This is a genomic window from Stenotrophomonas maltophilia (genome assembly GCF_047497515.2).
Taxonomy (GTDB): Bacteria; Pseudomonadota; Gammaproteobacteria; order Xanthomonadales; family Xanthomonadaceae; genus Stenotrophomonas.
On sequence record NZ_JAXAXL020000014.1, the window covers coordinates 1 to 17,116 of the forward strand.

Consider the following 17,116-nt stretch of genomic DNA (forward strand, 5'->3'; position numbering starts at 1 on the left):
GCCGTGCGCGCTGCAAGAGGCTGCCGGCCAGCGGCCGGCACTACCGTGCGTGGCTGCCGGAGGAGCCGAGACTCTGCCTCAACACAGTTGCTACACGGACGTACTTGCGGCGTCCCCGCACACCGACACCACCCCGCCACCCCACAGAAGGCCCGCATTTGACGTTGACGTTGCTCTGGCTCGCAGCAGGTGCAGGGCTGCAAGCCCTGCCGAACACCCCTACTTCCGCGGCAGGTAGGTCACCAGCGAAAGGTCGTGCCGGCTCTCCGGCACCAGCGCCACATACTGCAGGTCCAGCAACCCGCGTGTCGGATGGTTCAGCTTCTTCGCACCTTCGTCGAAGCGCCGCACGTCGTGCTCCGGCCACCATTGCCGGAACTCTTCGCTGTGCGCCGCGATGTCCTCAACCAGCGCCAGGAACGGGGCCTTGTCCGGCGCCTGCGCCATCGCCGCGCGGAAACCGGCCAGCAGCCCGCGGGTCATTTCTTCCCAGTTGAGGATCAACGTGCGATACGGCGGGTACAGGAACATCAGCCGCAACGTGTTGCGCTCGTGCGGCGCCAGCTGGCTGTAATCCACGAACAGGTCGGCGATGGCCGGGTTCCAGGCCAGGATGTCGAAGCGGGTGTTGCGCACGTAGGCCGGGATCGGCTGCATTGCCTCCACCAGCTGGCGCAGGCCGTCGGTGACGCTCTCATCCGGCGATTCCAGCGGCACGCCATAGCCGGACAGCGCGAACGCATAGGCGCGCTCGTCGTCGCTCATGCGCAGCACCTGCGCCAGGCGCTCCAGCACCTCGGGCGAGGCACGCACTTCACGGCCCTGCTCGATCCAGGTGTACCAGCTGACACTCACGCCGATGGCCAGCGCCACTTCCTCGCGCTTCAGGCCCGGAGTACGCCGGCGCCCGGCCGGCAGGCCGAGCGTGGCGGGGTCGACACGGGCCCGGCAGGCCTTGAGAAAGCCACCGAGCTCCTTGCGTTCACTTTCGCTGCGCATCATCGCCCTCCGTTGCGGAAGGCGATGATATCCGCGCAGGCGCGTGGATCAGGCATCGACGCGCTTGGAGCCCACGGCCAGGCCGGCCTTCAGGCTGGCCTCGACGAACTCGTCCAGGTCGCCGTCGAGCACCTTCTGCGTATCCGAGCGTTCAATGCCGGTGCGCAGGTCCTTGATACGGCTCTGGTCGAGCACGTAGTTGCGGATCTGGCTGCCCCAGCCAATGTCGGACTTGGTGGCTTCCACCGCGTCCTTCTCGGCGTTGCGCTTCTGGATTTCCAGCTCGTACAGCTTGGCGGCCAGCATCTTCATCGCGTTGTCGCGGTTCTGGTGCTGGCTGCGGCCGGTCTGGCAGGCGACAACGATGTTGGTCGGAATGTGGGTGATACGCACCGCCGACTCGGTCTTGTTGACGTGCTGGCCACCGGCACCGGAGGAACGGTACACGTCGGTGCGCAGGTCGGCCGGGTTGATGGTGATGTCGATGTTGTCATCGATTTCCGGCGACACGAACACCGAGGTGAAGCTGGTGTGGCGGCGATTGTCCGAATCGAACGGCGACTTGCGCACCAGGCGGTGCACGCCGGTTTCGGTCTTCAGCCAACCGTAGGCATAGTCGCCTTCCACGCGCAGCGTGGCCGACTTGATGCCGGCAACGTCGCCACCGGACACTTCCATCAGCTCGGTCTTCCAGCCGCGCGATTCGCACCAGCGCAGGTACATGCGCAGCAGGATCTCGGCCCAGTCCTGGGCTTCGGTGCCACCGGCACCGGCCTGGATGTCGACGAACGCGGCCGCATTGTCCATCTCGCCGGAGAACATGCGCTGGAATTCCAGCTTCTCGACGTGCGCCTGGTGCTTGTCCAGGTCGGCGACCACGGCCAGGGCGGTATCTTCGTCCTGCTCGGACTCGGCCAGTTCCAGCAGCTCGGCCGCGTCGGTCAGGCCGTCCAGCACCGAGGCGATGCCGCCCACGGTCTTCTCCAGGCTGGAGCGTTCGCGGCCCAGGTTCTGCGCGTACTCGGCGTTGTTCCAGACGTCGGGGCTTTCCAGCTCCCGCGTTACTTCTTCAAGACGCTCTTTCTTGGCGTCGTAGTCAAAGATACCCCCGAAGCGACAGCACGCGATCGGTCAGATCGGTGATGCGCTGGCGGACAGGATTCAGTTCGATCATGTCGGCGGTCATGCATTCAAAAGATGACTGGGAATGATACCGCAGCCACCCCGCTCCCGGCGAGGCAGCCAGGCCCGCGACGTCCGGCGGCGGCTGGACAGGGGCCGGGCCACTGCCGGTAGACTTCCCGGCCGCCACGGCAACAGGGGGACGCGGCGGTTCATTCCCATCCAAGGAGCACCAATTCAATGACGATCCTGCGTTCCACCCTGTGCCTGGCCGCCTGCCTGATGGCCGCCAATGCCTCGGCCATCGACCTGAAGGGCCTGACCAGCACCGGCATGAAGGCCGGCAAGGCGCTGACCCTGTCCGACGCCGAAGTCTCGGCCGCCGCCGACCAGGCCTGCACGTACATGGACAAGGACAACCAGGTGGTGGCCGGCAACGACCCCTACGCCCAGCGCCTGGCCAAGATCACCCAGGGCCTGTCCAACGAGGACGGCCTGAACCTGAACTTCAAGGTCTACCGCACCGCTGACGTCAATGCTTGGGCGATGGCCAACGGCTGCGTGCGCGTCTACACCGGCTTGATGGACATGGCCAGCGATGACGAAGTGCGTGGCGTGATCGGCCACGAAATCGGCCACGTGAAGCTCGGCCACAGCAAGACCAAGATGCGCACCGCCCTGCTCGCTTCGGCCGGCCGTGAAGGCTTGGCGGCCTCGGGCAACGGCAACCTGACCCAGCTCAGCCAGGGCCAGCTCGGCGAACTGGCCGAAGGCTTCATCAACGCGCAGTTCTCGCAGAAGGAAGAGAGCGCGGCCGATGAGTACGGCTACCAGTTCATGAAGCGCCACAGCTACGATCCGGCGGCCCTGGCCAGCATGTTCCGCAAGCTGTCCAGCGACGGCGGCCTGATGTCCTCGCACCCGGGCTCGGAAGCCCGCGCCACGCGCATCGACGCGATGATCAAGAAGGACAAGAAGTAATCCCTGTGCGGGCGGGCCGACCGGTCCGCCCGCTCAGCTCCCTGCCAGCGCCTGGCGCAACAGGGGTAGCTGTCGCCGACTGCACGGCACTTTGACGCCATCGGCCATGTGGAGCAGCGCTTCACCGCCATCCAACGGCTCGATCGAGCGCAACTGGCCACGATGGATCAACCAGCTGCGGTGCGGGCGCAGGAACTCGGCCGGGTCCAGCCGCTGCTCCAGCGCCGCCATGGTGATGCGCAGCGGGTAGTCATGCCCGCGCACCCGCAGGTTCACGTAATTGCCCGACGCCTGGGCGTACTCGACATCCGCGGTGGCGACCAGGAACTCCTTGCCCAGCTTGCGCACCAGGAAGTGCTGCGGGCGCTCGACCGGTTCCACTGGCGGGCCTTCGTCGGGCGGCGCCAGCAGATGGGCCTCACCCCGCCGCTGGCGACCGAACCAGGCCGCCGCGTGCACCGCGATCACCAGCAGGCTGTAAGTCTGCACGTCCTTGAAGAACTCGTAGAACCACTGCGCCGGCCACGCACCATAGGTGTAGTGCTGGCCGGCCAAGGCAAAGGCCACCTTGCGCAGCAGCACCATCGCACTGACGTGCAGCAACCACCAGGCGATGCCGCCCAGCACGTAGAAACCGATCCGGCGCCGCCAGGTGTCGGCATGCAGCGGCCAGCGGCGCGCGGCCGCATGCAGCAGCGCCAGCAGGCCCAGGCTGGCCAGCGCACTGCTGAACTCCTCGATCGAGACCGCCCCCGCCGGGAATATCTGACCATCACGCAAGGCCCGCATCCACTGTGCCAGCACATTGCCCGCGGCCGTGCCCAGGAACAGCAGCGACCAGAACGCAGCAGCAAGCCCGGGGCGCCGCGGCCGCGATGCAGCAAAGGCGGTCAACGCCGCCGGATCTCCCTTTTCCATAGCGCCATTGTTGCGCATCCGGCCGCGCGCGCATCCGCCATTGGTCCCGGCCACCCCTCCACTGAACCCTGCGCACCGGCCATTTCGCCCCATCCGCTGGCGGTCACGCGTTGGCAGGCGGAGGGTGCATCTTCCTCCTGAAGCCCGCCCACCCATGCACCGTCGCCATGACCTGGACACCCTGCGCATTGCCGCCTTCGGGCTGCTGATCCTCTACCACGCCGCCATGGCCTACGTGGCCGGCTGGGACTTCCACCTCAAGAGCGCCTACACCGCCGAGTGGCTGCAGTGGCCGATGATCGCGATGAACCGTTGGCGCATGCCGCTGCTGTTTGCCATCAGCGGCATCGCGCTGGGCCTGTCCCTGCCCGACCAGGGGAGGCTGCGGCATACCCTGCGACGTTGCTGGCGCCTGCAGCTGCCCCTGCTGTTCGGCATCGTCGCCGTCGTGTCCCTGCAGGCGTACTGCGAGGCGCTGGACAAGGGTGACGTGGCGCCGGGGCTGGCCCGGTTCCTCTGGCGCTACTGGCAGTTCCGGCCGTGGCCGGGTGCGCACTTCAGTGGCGCCGAGTACGGCTTCACCTGGAACCACCTCTGGTACCTGGCCTACCTGCTGCCCTACACCGTCCTGGCCATGGCACTGGCCAGCCTGCTGCGACCGCTGCGCGGCGCGCTGCCACGCTGGCAGCCGGGCGACCGCCTGCTGGGCAGCCTACTGCTGGTGCTTCCGGTGGCCTGGCTGGGCTGGGCGCTGCTGGTACTGATGCCACGCTGGCCGCCCACCCACGCGCTGCTGGACGACATCTACGTGCATGCCGAGTCGCTGCCACTGTTCCTCGGAGGCTTCCTGGCGGCACGCTGGCAGCGCGGCTGGGATCTGCTGGTACGCGGACGACGCCTGACCCTGTGCCTGGCTCTGCTGGGACTGTGCCTGGAACTGGGTATCCGTGCACTGGCCCGATTGCCGCATGTGGGCGACCTCGATGCCTGGGTGCTGGCCCTGCCTTGGGGCCAGACCGAACGCATCGGCCGTGCGCTCTATACGTGGTGCATGCTGCTGGCCCTGTTCGGCTGGGCACGGGTGCTGCTGTCCCGTCCCTGGCCCGGCCTGGGCTATTGCCGGGAGGCCGTTTTCAGCTGGTACATCCTGCACCAGACCGTACTGATCGTGCTGCTGTATGCGTTGCGGCCGCTGCAGCTCGGCCCCTGGCTGGAGCCTGCACTGCTTGTGGCCGGCACCGTCGGCGGTTGCCTGCTGATCCACGAACTGTTGATCCGCCGCGTACGCTGGCTGCGCCCCCTGTTCGGCCTGCGTGCCGATCCGCTATCGTCGACGCCCGCCCGCGTCGTGACGGCGCATTGAGGACAACGGATGTTCCAGACGCAATGGCACCTGTGGTTGCAGCACACCTTCGACAGCGGCTGGATGCTGTCGCTGATGCAGTTCATCAGCCTGCTGGGCTACGAGATGGCCTACACCGCGCTGATTCTCGTGTGCGCGTTCGGGGCACGCATGCGCGCCGGCCTCTGCGTGATGCTGGCGGTGTTGCTGATGGCCTGCGCCACGCATGCGATCAAGCAGAGCGCGGCCCTGCCCCGCCCGACCGATGTGGACGCAGCAGTGCTGGACAAGGGCGAGCCGTCGCATCCGTTCGTGGTGGATGGCGGAGGCCACACCTTCTGGGCATTGCCGGACGCGAGGGCCACCGCAATGCTGCGGGCACAGCCCGACGCCGACTACGGCTTCAACAGTGGCCATGTCGGCGTGGCAACGGCCGCCTGCGTGGGCCTGCTACTGGCCTTCGGCATCCGCCGCCGCTGGCTGCAATGGACACTGGCGCTGGGCTGGCCGCTGCTGATGGCACTCTCGCGCATGTACCTGGGCCGCCACTTCCTGGCCGACGTGCTGGCCGGTTGGCTGATCGGCCTCGGCGTGGCCGTGCTGGCCTGGCAGTTGATGCCGGGCTTGCGCGGGAAACAGCGTTGGCAACTGCCGGTACTGCTGGGCCTCGGCACGGCGTTGGCCTGGGCTTCACTGTGGACGCCTCTTGTGCCGTTGGGCGAAGCCGCGCGCCTGCTGGCGCTTGGCCTGCTGGTGGCGTGGCTGCAGTGGCGAGGCTGGCCAGCCGATCCGCACGGCATCGTGCAACGGGCGCTGCGCGTGCTGGGCGTTGTGCTGGTCTACCTGCTGGCGCGGCCCCTCATCGACTGGCTCGCGCACAGTATTCCGTTGCCGGATGCACCGATCACCGCGTTGCTGTGGCATACCGTGGGCACGCTGTTGATCCTGGGTGGCGGCGTGGCACTGGCGCGGTGGATTCCGCGCCAGCGCTCCCACGAGTCGGACGGCGCCCTGTAGATCCACGCCATGCGTGGATGGGTCGTTCCAACGCCGTGCGACAGCCACGCATGGCGTGGCGCTACTTCACCTCGAACTCGCCCACCAGCACGGTCTCGGCGCGGTCCTTCAACCGCAGCGTGACACTCTGGTCCTTCTGCTTCGGCGTACCCCAATGGGTGGTCAGGCGCAGCATCAGGGTGGTGGCGCCGGTCACCAGCTGCTGGCGGCTGCCAAAGTAGTTCGCTTCCACCTTGTATGTGCCGGGCTTCGCGTTGCGCAGCGAGAACTGCTCGGGCCCATAGCCGCCGGTGAAGTCCTGCGACATCTGCCCGCCCTGGTAGGTCAGGCGGTTGCCGTAGTAGGCGCGCTCGCCGTTCGGGTCGGTCACCCACAGGTCCATGTCGCTGTTGTCGGCATCCCATGACAGCACCACGCGCAGGTCCAGCGGCATCGCCTGCAGCAGGCGTGGGTCGATGCCCGTGGTGTCCAGCGTCGGGCGGCTGCGTGATACCAGGTTGGTCAATTCGTCCAGCGCGATCAGCGCGATGCCATCGAAGCGGCTGTCCCAGGGCCGCACCACCACCTGGTACAGCGGCGCCAGCGCCTGTTGCGGCTTCCCGGCAGCGGCCAGCGCCAGGCCAAGGTCACGGAAACTCTGCGGTTCTTCCTGGCCCATCGCCAGCAACTGCTCAAACACCGGCACCGCCAGCGCGGGGGCATCGGCCTGCATCAGCCGGTAGCCGAGCACGCGCAGCAGGTGGCGGTTGTCCAGGTCCATCTCGGCCAGGTTCGACAGCACGCGCAGGGCCAGTTGGCGCTGACCCTGCTCCAGCAGCAGGTCGGCCACGTCGAGGAAGAACGCGCTGCTGTCGGCATGTGCCTCGCGCTCGGCCAGGTAGCGGTCGTACAGTTGCGACGCCGGGCCCTGGCGCAGGCGGCGGGCGATCGCTGAATCCGGCTGCCATGCGGCCAGCTGGATGCCGAGCTCGCCGTCGTTGGCGGGTCCGGCTTGATCGATGGCCGAACCGGTGACCACCACCGCATCGAGCGCCGGGTTCGCCGCGGACACGGAGCGTCGCGCGCGTGCGCTGCTGGCCTCCCTGCGCTGCTCGGCTGCCGCCGCCATAGGCGCAGGCGGGGCCGCCGGAGCGGGGGCCGCCAGCATCGCCACCGGCGCCGATTCCATCGCAGCATCTGCGGACGCCACTTCCAGTGCCCTGCCCTTCAACTGCGGTGGCGCATCCTTCGGCCAACTGCGGCTCCACCACTGCTGGCGTTCCTTCCAGCGTGCGGCCACCTCGTCCAGACGACGGCGATCGGCAGCGGCGCGGTCGCTCACCTGGCGTGCGAAGCGGGCGTCGTACTCGGCGCGCAGCGTGCCCGCCGGACGGATCGCGTAGCGCAGGTAATCCTCCAGCGTTTCCAGCACGATCAACGAGGTATCCGGCCCAACCAGGCCGAACTGCTGCGACAGGCGCTGCATTGCCTCGCGGTTGCCGCGACGGTCGGCCCCCAACTGCTGCAGGCGCGCCTGCGCCCACAAGCCGGCGAGCAGTTCACCGTCGTCGCTCTTCTGCGTGGCCGGCAGCGCCAGCCACTCACCACCACCAACACGCACCCGCATCGGCACACCGTCCGCCGCCAGCCGGGCATGCAGCCACAGCCAGCCATCAGCCTCGCTGCGACGGTCGATCACCACGTCCTGCACGCCGCGGCCCGCATCGATCTGTACGTCCAGCGGCGGGGACAGCAGCTCACGCGCAGCGGCGTCGACAGCCTTGCCGAGCGCGACGAAGCGACCGCCATGCGCTTCGCTCCAGCCACGCAAGCGCACTGCATCGGTACGCGCGCCGGCACCGCTGACCGCGAACAGGCGCTGCTCCGGCGCCATTGCCGGCAGCTGTTCCGGCCCATAGGTCAGCAGGCCATCGCTGACCAGCAGGTACTCCTTCACGCTCGGCTGCGGCTGCCACTGGGCCAGCGCGCTGGCACCGTCCGGGCGCACCGCCTGCAAAGCCGCACGCAGCTCGCTCCAGTTGCCTGCACGGATACGGAAACGGCGCACCGGCTCGGCGCGGTCACGCAGCACGGTCAGGGCGACCGTGCCGTTGCCCATCGCGGTGAAGTAGCGATCCAGCAACGCAAACTCACGCGCGCGGTCGCGCTGGCCGGAGGAACCCGAGCCGTCCCACAGCAGGCCGACCTCGCTCGGCAGCGCGCGGGGAGTGCCGCTGACCGGCACCGGCAGCTGCGCCAGCAGATAGTGTCCGTCCTGCCACGGTGCCACCTGCACCTGCGGCTTGCGTTCGGCGGGCAGGGTCCATTGCAGCTGTGCCGGCAGCTGCGCGCCGCGGCCCTGCCAGTGCAGCTGGCCCGCCGTGATCTGGAACGGTGCGGTACCCACGGCCATCGCCCCTGGCGCCTGCACCTTCACTGCAACGGAGGCAGCACCCGCAGCGAACTGCAGCGGCAGCGTCCACCGCCAGCCCTGGCCCGAGAAGGCCAGCGGCTCGCGCAGCACCAGCTGCACGCGGCGACTGCCACCGGCCGGCAACGGGTAGATGCGCAGGCGGAACTGGTTGCCCGCCGTCTGCTCCAGCAGGCCGGGGTCGACGCCACGGCGGGCGATCTCCTCGAAGACCTGGCGGCCGCGGTCCTTGGGCACCGGCACCGCCTCGCGCAGCTCGCCACCGATGTCGAGGGCAAACCCGGTGATCTGCTGGCCCTCGGCCAACGGGAACTGCAACTCCCCTTCCAGCACGCGCCGGTTCGGGTTATGGAATTCCAGGGTGATGCGGGTCTGGGCGATGCCGGCCTGGATGTCGCCCTCGATGCGGGCCTGGCTCAGCGCGATGGGCTGCTCGGCGCCGGCAACCTGCAGCAGGGGGGCTGGAGCAAGCGGCCGGACGGCCGGGCGAGACTGTGCGTAGGCAGACCCGGCCAAGGTGCCGAGCAAGAGGGCCAGCACGCAGGGGGCGCGGCGGAGGACGAGGGGCATTGGACGGCTCCAGCGGGAGGATGGATGGTTCAACGCCTGGGTAGGGGGAATGGGGTTGCTGGCGAGGCAGCCGGCGCGCATGCCCCTTTCCAAGACCGCCGCCTGCCTTGACCTGATTCAGAATCGCCTCCCGTCCAGTCATCCTTGCAGCCACATGCGACGCTCCCCTGCGTCGCGCAACATCAGATCTGGCCGTCTTCCAGCTGCTCCAGCACAACAGACCACCACGCGCCTTCCGCGAGTGCAGCAGGGTCAAGCGTGGTCCATTCCGCCGCCATCGTGCTGATTGCAACATCACGATTGAACCGTTGCTCTGTCGAACGCGCTTGGAACTCACCTCGCCTGAAGGCCTCAAGCCTGGCCTGCATCTCTGACTGGGAGTAGACAACGGGACCGGATTCCCCTGACCTGGCCTGCTCCTGAAATGCCTCATACAACGCCAGAAACCCGAGGAAGCTGGACAAGCAACCATTGACAAACTTATGTATGCCATCACCCGCCGCAATCACCTTTCCGCCTGCTGATAGGCAGAGCAGAAGCTCCCGTCCCCATGGCTCGTGCGCAACGACGAGAAGCTCCTTCCCGTCGAAAACGGCTCTCTGCGGCGCCTCAAACTGCACAAGGGGCACTTCGCCCGGCAGTTTTGAAGGCAACCCTAGGCGCAACATCAGCTCGCTGGACAAAGGATCAAGACCAAAGTCGCTCAGTACTTTGGCACTTACCTCCAGAGAACCCGCATCGCAGATGCGAGGGAAGGAATTTCCAGTCACGTCCAGACCTCACAGGCAGGAAGACGCTGTCCGATAGATGGATGAACCTACGGATGATTGGCATCCCAGTTCAGCGCCAGATCGTCCGACGCATTCCGCTGAGGCGCTCACTTGCTCACCAGATCGTCCTCTCGGTCAATCAAGTTGCGCTTGCCCTGATAGGTGCCCCTGCACGCTCAGGTGATCACCATCGTCGCCCCATCGCCACCTTACGCGTCCGAACCTGCTTCACCTCATTGTGCACCCAGTCGCCCGCGGGGTAGTCGGAGTAGCGATAGCTCCAATCCCAAAGACTATGGAAAGAGACGACCCCACCTTTAGTCAAGCCAACCAATTGATGCCGCTTCCTTCTTAAGTGCGAACATGAAAGAGGTGACATCAAGACCTTCAAATTTGTACTTTTTCAAAGAGTCCTCAACGTACTTGAAGAAATACTTCGCCACGACAGACCTTTGCTGCTCAACATCCATTTCTTTCAGCAAATCCTCTGATAAGCACATATCAAGGAAGAGAACCGACTCAGCCTTCGAAAAACGACGTGACGACTTCCTTCCAAGCTCCTCCGGGAGGCATCGAAAGACAAAGAAAACCTCGACTTCGACCGATTTGAAATCCAGCTCCAACACTGGAAATATGGAAACAAGCTCATTCGCAATTTCATAAACGTGAGTTGCTCCACCTGTATCCGTAGACAATCCAAATTTCATTTCACCCTCAATGCCTGCATTTATTTCCCGGAGGAAGAAATCCCTTCCAATTCAAGAATCCTGATATTCGCATCCGCTCCACAATCCGGTTAAAGCTCTTAGTCGTCCCGCGATGTATGGCAAAGTACTGCAAATTATTCCTTCGCAACCATGCAGCAGAATACCTAGTTTTCGGCACCTTTGTCTCGCCAAACTTCCAGACCTCGCCCTTCTTTAGGTACCAATAGCCAACCGGATTCTTCTTTCCCCATTCCATAATAGGATACCACCCATCCTTTGAGGCAAGAAGCGCATAAAGTTCGTCAAGCCCAAGTGGATCCGCCCACCCAATCGCATTTGGACCAAATAGGTAAAGATTCTCACCCGCTTCAAGCCCCAGTGGATCCTGACCAATGAACGATCCAACACCTTCTTCGTAATATCTATACCTATTGTAGTGCAGTCCAGTTTCATGGTCGTAGTACTGCCCTTGCAATCTAATATTGTTGTCTATGCTTGAGCTGGGATCTGGCGCCATGCCACCCCACGCCGTTTGATGGCTGGACCACACACATCCTCCCGATTTGCTCAGAATCCGATCAGGAGAACCGTTGGGCATGACGTGGAAGTAGTGCAACTCGCTTCCGAGGGGCGCTTGGGATATCTCGGAGGAACGGCTGAACGATGTATCACCAAAAGAGTGACCAGCGAAGTTTTCCCGCGATGTGGTCGCCTGCCCCGCCTCGGTCGCATCTGGTTTCGGTGACCTCCCAGGTGCGGCGATCTCATGCCCAGAAAGGCGCTCCGAGTCGCTCTTGTTGTGGCTTTTCCCACCAGAGAGCGCAGACAGACATTTATCATTGACCGAGCGTTGAATGGGAACTTCAGCTCCGAGCGGCCGAGCGCCAAGCCCGCCAAAGGCAAGGGGAAGTTTTTGTTGGGCAGATGTCCCGATTGGGGCACCCAATCCCACCGGCGCCGTCGAAGCACTGACGACTGACTCATCGCCGCTTGGCTTGGCTCGATGTTGTACGCCCTCCAATTCTGGTGCCGTGGAACTGACCGCGTCCACCAGCGCCAACGGCACAAACGTCCCCGGGTAGTACACATACTCCCGCACCCGCCCATGCAGCTTTTCCAACCGCCGCTGCCGCCGCCTCACCTCCACCAGGCTCGCCACATTGCCCACCCAGACCGGCGCCGCCTCTTCGGCATCGTTGGCCTGCTGCACCTCACCCAGCAGCGCATCTCCATCCCAGAAGAACCACGTTGTCTGCGTCGGGTTGCGCTTGAACACCCGCCGTCCCAGCGGGTCGTAGCCGTAGTACGTTGATTGCCCGTTGCGACGGCTCTCGGCCAACCGATGGTTGGCATCCCAGATCAGCGTCAGGTCATCCGGCGCATCCCCGTGCGGCGCGCCCTTGCGCACCAGGTCGCCCGCCCGGTCAAACACGTAGTGCATGCCCTGGTAGGTGCCCTCGCGCGTCCAGGTGGTCAGGCCGTCATCGTCGCCGCCCACTACCTTCCGCGCCTGCACCTGCTTCACTTCAGTGCGCAGCCGGTCGCCCGCCGGGTCGTTGAAGTAGCGCTCGACCCGGCCCTTCGGGTCGAGGTGCTGCAACAGGCGCCCGATCGCGTCGTAGCGGTACTCGTCAACGCCCTGTGCGCTATCGCTGCGGCGGGTCAGGTTGCCAGTGCGGTCGTAGTCGTAGCGGGTCTCGAACAGCGGTGCAGCGTCCTTCAGTATCGACTGCGAGGTCAGCACGTTGCGGCTGTCATAGGTGAACTCGCGCTGCAGATGCGGGCTCAACTGCTCGCGCGTGGTGCGGCCGAGCGCGTCACGCTCCATCGAAATCGGAGGCTCGTCATTGATGGCCACCGATACGGTCTGGTCGCGCAGGTCGTAGCCAAACGCCACCCGATTGCCGGCCGAGGTCTCGCGCAGCACGCGGTTGCCGACTTCATCATAGGCGTAGCCGACGCGGAACCCGTCCTGCAGTTCCTCCAGTAATTGCCCCAGCGGGTCATACCGGCGTTTCAGGGCACGCGCCGGATTGCGCAGCTCGACGATCTGGCCCTGCGTGTCGTAGACGAAATGTTCCTGCACCTGCTGGCCGGGATGCCGCACATCCGGCAGCGTCTTGCGGGTGATGCGCCCAAGCTTGTCGGTGGTAAACGCGACGCGCTGGCCCAGTGGATCCAGGGTCGCCGTCAGCCGCCCGGCAGCATCGTAGCTGTAACGCCGTGATTGCCCCCAGTAGTCCACTTCCTCGACGATGCGGCCCAGCGCATCGCGCACCAACTGATAGGTTTCGCCGCGCTGGTTGATGACCGCGACCAGCTGCTCTTCGGTATCGTAGCGGTACTCCACACTGTGGCCATCGGCCTGAAGGCGCTTGCCGATCTGTCCGATGCCCACGTACTGCAGCCGCGTCTGCGCGCCGGCCTCATCGGTATAGCGAAGCAGTTGGTCTTCAGCATCATATTCGCAGCGCACACCCGCGCCATCGGGGCCAGCGGTGGCCAGCAGCCGCCCCTTGGCGTCGTACTCGTAGCGACTGGCCTGCCCCAACGGATCCACCTGGCGCAGCAGGTTGCCGAGCGGATCGTGCTCGAAACGGCTCTCATGGCCGAGCGCATCAATGACGGCAGCCACCAGCCCATGACGGTCATAGCGAAGGCGTGTCACCGCCTGGCGGGCATTGGTCTGCGACTGCAACTGGCCCTGCGCATCGTAGTCGAATCGGGTTGTCGCTCCCAATGGATCGGTCTGGCTGACCAGCAGGCCTTGGCCATCGTATGCCTGCTTCCAGTCGACGCCATCCGGCGTGCGCAGCGACACCATATGGTCGTCCTGGTCGTACTCCATCTGGATCGACGTGCCATCGGCGCGGGTCAGGCAGACCAGGTTGCCATGCGCATCATAGGCAAACGCCGTGCGCAGCCCTTCCGGGTCGGTCACCGCCACGGTCCGCCCGAAATCGTCGTACTCGAACAGCGTCACGCCATCGAGCGGATCGATCTCGCACAGCGGCAGCTGATTCTCGTCGAACTTGACCACGCTCAAGTGGCCCAGCGAGTCGGTTACCCGGGTCTCGCGCAGCAGCGCGTCGTACTCGAAGTGGTAGTCGTACAGGCCACCGTCACCCCACGAATGCACCACCCTGCCCTGCGCGTCGAACGCGTAGCGGAAGGACAGCCCAACGCGGTCGGTGTGCCGCACCATGCGATGCTGCTCGTAGGCGAAGGTGCGCGGCGCTCCCAGCGCGTCCACCGCCGCCAGCAGATCGCCGTCGGCGCTGTAGCGATAGCTCACCAGCGGATGCACCAGGCCGGTGGCCGGGTCATGCAGCGCCATGCGGTCGATGCGGCCGTGGCGCGCCTCCACTTCGATGAAACGGCCCTGCAGGTCGCCGATGCCACTTTCGACGATGCGTACCAGATGGCCGTCGCGACGCTCGAACCGCCAGTGGTTGCAATGGGCATCCTCGATGCGCTCGATCGGCCAGGACTGTGGATTCGGCAGCGCGCTCACGCCCGCCGGCAGTTCACCGCCAAACACGTACTTCAGCCCGCTCTTGAAGCGCACCAGCCACTGCCCGCGCCGACGCAGCAGGCGCGCGCCATCAACGAAATCGAGGATGGCCCCGGCCTCGCCTTCAGCGGGCGGCAACTCGGGGAAGAACGCGGCCTGGTCCGGGCCGGACAACCACACGCTGCCGTCGTCCAGCAGTTCCAGGCGGATGTCGGCCGGCGTCTGCCAGCCCGCGCCGCACAGGCCGGGTTCGCCCGCGCGGCGCGAGCCATAACTGCGCTGCCAGGCGAAGGAAAGCCGCCCCGGAATGTCGAAGTCCTGGTGGCTGACCACCACGCTGCCATCGCGGATATCCACCGGCTCGGCACGCAGCACCTTGCACTTCAGGAAGCCGGAGGGCAGATGGCCCCACTTGCCGCGCCGCCAGTTGGCGAACGCATCCATCTTCTTGCGGAAGAAAGCACTCTTGCGCAGCTTGCCCAGCCCGGCAAATGCCGCGCGGAACGCCAGTGCGGTCCATGAAACCGTCGGCGGACCACCGACAGTGACGCTGGTGGGAATGGCCACATTCAAGCCGGTCGGCAACGACATCGCGCGTAGCGGCTTCTTCGGCTTCTTCATCCGGAACGGATTGATCATGCCGGCCAGGTTGCAGTCGAGCACCGGCATCGCCAGCCGCGAGAACGGCTCGCCATCGGCCGACACCGTGCGGCTGCCCATGAAGATTTCTTCGCCGTCGAACTGCGGCCCCATCGGCGCGGCCAGCGGCGGCCCCCACACGCCCAGCGGGATGTGGATGTCGAGGCCGCCGGTACCGGCGGTACCGCGGTGAACGCCGTTGACCTTGATGGTCGAGCCGATGAACGGGATGTAATCGAACGGATCCAGCACCAGGCCGATATGCGGCGTCGGCAGCGGGCACGGCGGCACCGCGTACATGTGGATGTCGATGCCCAGCTGCGGATCGAAATGCTTGGCGGCGATGCTCACGGCAACACTCCCTGTTGCTTTACAAGGCGCGGAACAACGCGCGCAGGAACGCCTTTACTTCGTCACGGTACTCGGCGCTGATCCAGGTCACGACGATGATGCCCAGCACGATGGCCACCAGCATCACCACGGTCTTGTTCGACTTCATGCAACAGCCACTCCTGTAACGGCAGGCCCGGCAGGCGCCGCCACGGACGCCTGCAGCAGGCCACTGGGATCGGGCAACGGCTGCATTGCCGGCGGCTCGCTCCACACCGGTATCTCGTGATCGAGCGGGTGTTCGATGGCCGGCAGGCCGTTCCAGCCCGGGTCAAGGAAGTCGCGGCCCACGGCCACGATCTTGCGGAAGAATTCGTCGCCGCCCTGGATCAGCCGCTCGCGCTCCTGTTGGGCGCGGTGGAAGCCGCGTTCCAGCGCAGCATCCAGCTCCGTGTCGATGGCATCCAGTGCCGGCCGCACCGGCCGCGGACCCAGCGCGCGGCCCTGTGCATCGGCCTTTTCCAGCAGGCCGGTACTGGCCAGCAGATAATCGGTGGCCACCTGCTGCAGCGATTCGCAGCGGCGCACATCCTGCAATTGCAGCAGGTCCCACAGCGCCTGCGGCAGCGTGGTGGCCTTGCGGTCGGCCGGCGCCAGCGGCTTGGCGATGCGGATCGCCTCAAGCAGCTGGGTACGCGCGGCCTCACGCTGGCCGGCCTGCAACTGGCACCAGCCGGCCATGCGCTGGCCTTCCAGCGCGAACATCGGGTGCGGAATACTCGCTGCCGACGTCGAGGCCTGCAGATAGGTCTGCGCGGCGCGCTCCGGCTGCTTGGCCGCCAACCAGCAGCCTGCCTCGCCGAACCAGCTCTGCATCACCAGTTCCGGTGCAGCAGGGTTGCCGCTGGCGCGCGCGCCCTCGGCCGCGCTGCGCGCCTGCCGGTAGCTGTTGATCGCCTGGCCGTGATCGCCATGCTTCAACCACGCACCGGCCACCATCATCTGCACCACCGATTGCTGGTCCTGCCAACCGTGGCGCTGCGCGAGCCCCTGCGCGCGTTCGGCGCGGGCGACCACCTGCGAGGGGCTGCCGCGTTCGAGCAGCAGCATCAGGTCGGCCAGCAGCTGCCGGTACAGCACTTCCGGGCCGCGGCCGCCAGACTGCGCGGCGGTATCGCGGGCAATGCCGAACATATCGATCGGCGCAGTGACCACGCGCGCGATCCTGCCGTGCCGTTCCAGCAACGACTGCCAGCGCGGATCCTCGTCGGTATCCACCAGCACCAGGCGCAGGCGCGGGCCCGGGCCGGCGGCCAGCGCGGCGTCCACCCAGCGCTCGAAACCTTCGCCGGGCACGCTGCGCTCCGGCTCCAGCACCGCCGCCAGCAGGCGCAGATGTTCGCCGTGGTGATCGATGAAACTCTCCAGCACCTCGACCACACCCTGGGCGCTGTCCGGATGGCCTTCATGCGGGCCGCGCCAGCCCAGCGGCACCTGCTGGGCGCGCAGATCCTCCTGGCTGGCGACATAGCGCTCCAGCAGGTCCTGCTTGAGCTGCCGGCTGTAGCGGAAACCCAGTTCGTAGGCGGTATCGATGCGCAGGAAGTAGTCCGGCGTGTCGCGGCCTGCGTCGTTGCGCTGCATTTCGAAGAACGCCGCCAGCAACCGGCTGGCGGCGGCTGGCAAGCGCCAGACCAGCAGGCGCCGGCTGTTGTCGGCGCTGGCTTCCAGCCAGGCATCGCGCAATGCGTTCAGGCCGCGCAGCATGGGGGTGTCCTGCATCGTGCTTCTCCCTTG

At 66.0% G+C, this 17,116-nt stretch carries 12 protein-coding genes; 3 read left to right on the forward strand and 9 right to left on the reverse strand.

Annotated elements, in window-relative coordinates; genetic code table 11:
• Positions 1-219: 219 nt before the first annotated feature.
• Both ACMZPQ_RS17105 and prfB read right to left on the reverse strand, forming a co-directional pair.
• Positions 220-1,002 (reverse strand): helix-turn-helix transcriptional regulator, encoded by a 783-nt coding sequence (locus tag ACMZPQ_RS17105; protein WP_019661470.1) that lies wholly within the window; start codon positions 1,000-1,002, stop codon positions 220-222.
• A 45-nt stretch (positions 1,003-1,047) separates the two neighbouring features.
• Positions 1,048-2,173 (reverse strand): peptide chain release factor 2 gene (prfB, locus tag ACMZPQ_RS17110; RefSeq protein WP_197581774.1). Its coding sequence is split into 2 segments (ribosomal slippage): positions 1,048-2,097 and positions 2,099-2,173, totalling 1,125 coding nucleotides; the frame shifts between segments, so codons are not numbered across the junction.
• A 188-nt stretch (positions 2,174-2,361) separates the two neighbouring features.
• On the opposite strand from prfB, the gene ACMZPQ_RS17115 reads away from it, so the two are divergent.
• Entirely contained in the window at positions 2,362-3,102 is a 741-nt protein-coding gene (locus ACMZPQ_RS17115; protein WP_197581776.1) for a M48 family metalloprotease, read from the forward strand.
• A gap of 33 nt (positions 3,103-3,135) precedes the next feature.
• Here ACMZPQ_RS17115 and ACMZPQ_RS17120 read toward each other — a convergent pair whose 3' ends face one another.
• Positions 3,136-4,038 (reverse strand): LytTR family transcriptional regulator DNA-binding domain-containing protein, encoded by a 903-nt coding sequence (locus ACMZPQ_RS17120; RefSeq protein WP_197581778.1) that lies wholly within the window; start codon positions 4,036-4,038, stop codon positions 3,136-3,138.
• Positions 4,039-4,174: 136 nt separating this feature from the next.
• Here ACMZPQ_RS17120 and ACMZPQ_RS17125 point away from each other — a divergent pair, with 136 nt between their 5' ends.
• Together ACMZPQ_RS17125 and ACMZPQ_RS17130 are read left to right on the forward strand one after the other, a co-directional pair.
• On the forward strand, positions 4,175-5,383 hold the full coding sequence (locus ACMZPQ_RS17125; RefSeq protein ID WP_197581780.1) for an acyltransferase family protein: 1,209 nt from the start codon (positions 4,175-4,177) through the stop codon (positions 5,381-5,383).
• Between the two features lie 9 nt (positions 5,384-5,392).
• The gene (locus ACMZPQ_RS17130) at positions 5,393-6,379 is read left to right on the forward strand and encodes a phosphatase PAP2 family protein (RefSeq protein ID WP_197581782.1); all 987 of its coding nucleotides are present in this window, start codon (positions 5,393-5,395) and stop codon (positions 6,377-6,379) included.
• A gap of 61 nt (positions 6,380-6,440) precedes the next feature.
• On the opposite strand, the gene ACMZPQ_RS17135 is transcribed toward ACMZPQ_RS17130, so the two are convergent.
• From ACMZPQ_RS17135 to ACMZPQ_RS17160, 6 genes are all read right to left on the reverse strand, one after another.
• On the reverse strand, positions 6,441-9,359 hold the full coding sequence (locus ACMZPQ_RS17135) for a DUF2135 domain-containing protein (protein WP_414485954.1): 2,919 nt from the start codon (positions 9,357-9,359) through the stop codon (positions 6,441-6,443).
• 182 nt (positions 9,360-9,541) lie between these two features.
• Positions 9,542-10,129 (reverse strand): hypothetical protein, encoded by a 588-nt coding sequence (locus tag ACMZPQ_RS17140; RefSeq protein ID WP_197581783.1) that lies wholly within the window; start codon positions 10,127-10,129, stop codon positions 9,542-9,544.
• Positions 10,130-10,446: 317 nt separating this feature from the next.
• A complete protein-coding gene (locus ACMZPQ_RS17145) occupies positions 10,447-10,836 on the reverse strand; it encodes an Imm44 family immunity protein (protein ID WP_157635953.1) in 390 nt (129 codons plus the stop codon).
• Positions 10,837-10,843: 7 nt separating this feature from the next.
• The gene (locus tag ACMZPQ_RS17150; RefSeq protein WP_197581785.1) at positions 10,844-15,340 is read right to left on the reverse strand and encodes an RHS repeat-associated core domain-containing protein; all 4,497 of its coding nucleotides are present in this window, start codon (positions 15,338-15,340) and stop codon (positions 10,844-10,846) included.
• Positions 15,341-15,359: 19 nt separating this feature from the next.
• On the reverse strand, positions 15,360-15,488 hold the full coding sequence (locus ACMZPQ_RS17155; RefSeq protein ID WP_006441023.1) for a hypothetical protein: 129 nt from the start codon (positions 15,486-15,488) through the stop codon (positions 15,360-15,362).
• A complete protein-coding gene (locus ACMZPQ_RS17160) occupies positions 15,485-17,101 on the reverse strand; it encodes a hypothetical protein (protein WP_197581787.1) in 1,617 nt (538 codons plus the stop codon). Before ACMZPQ_RS17160 ends, ACMZPQ_RS17155 begins: the two co-directional genes overlap by 4 nt.
• Positions 17,102-17,116 lie beyond the last annotated feature (15 nt).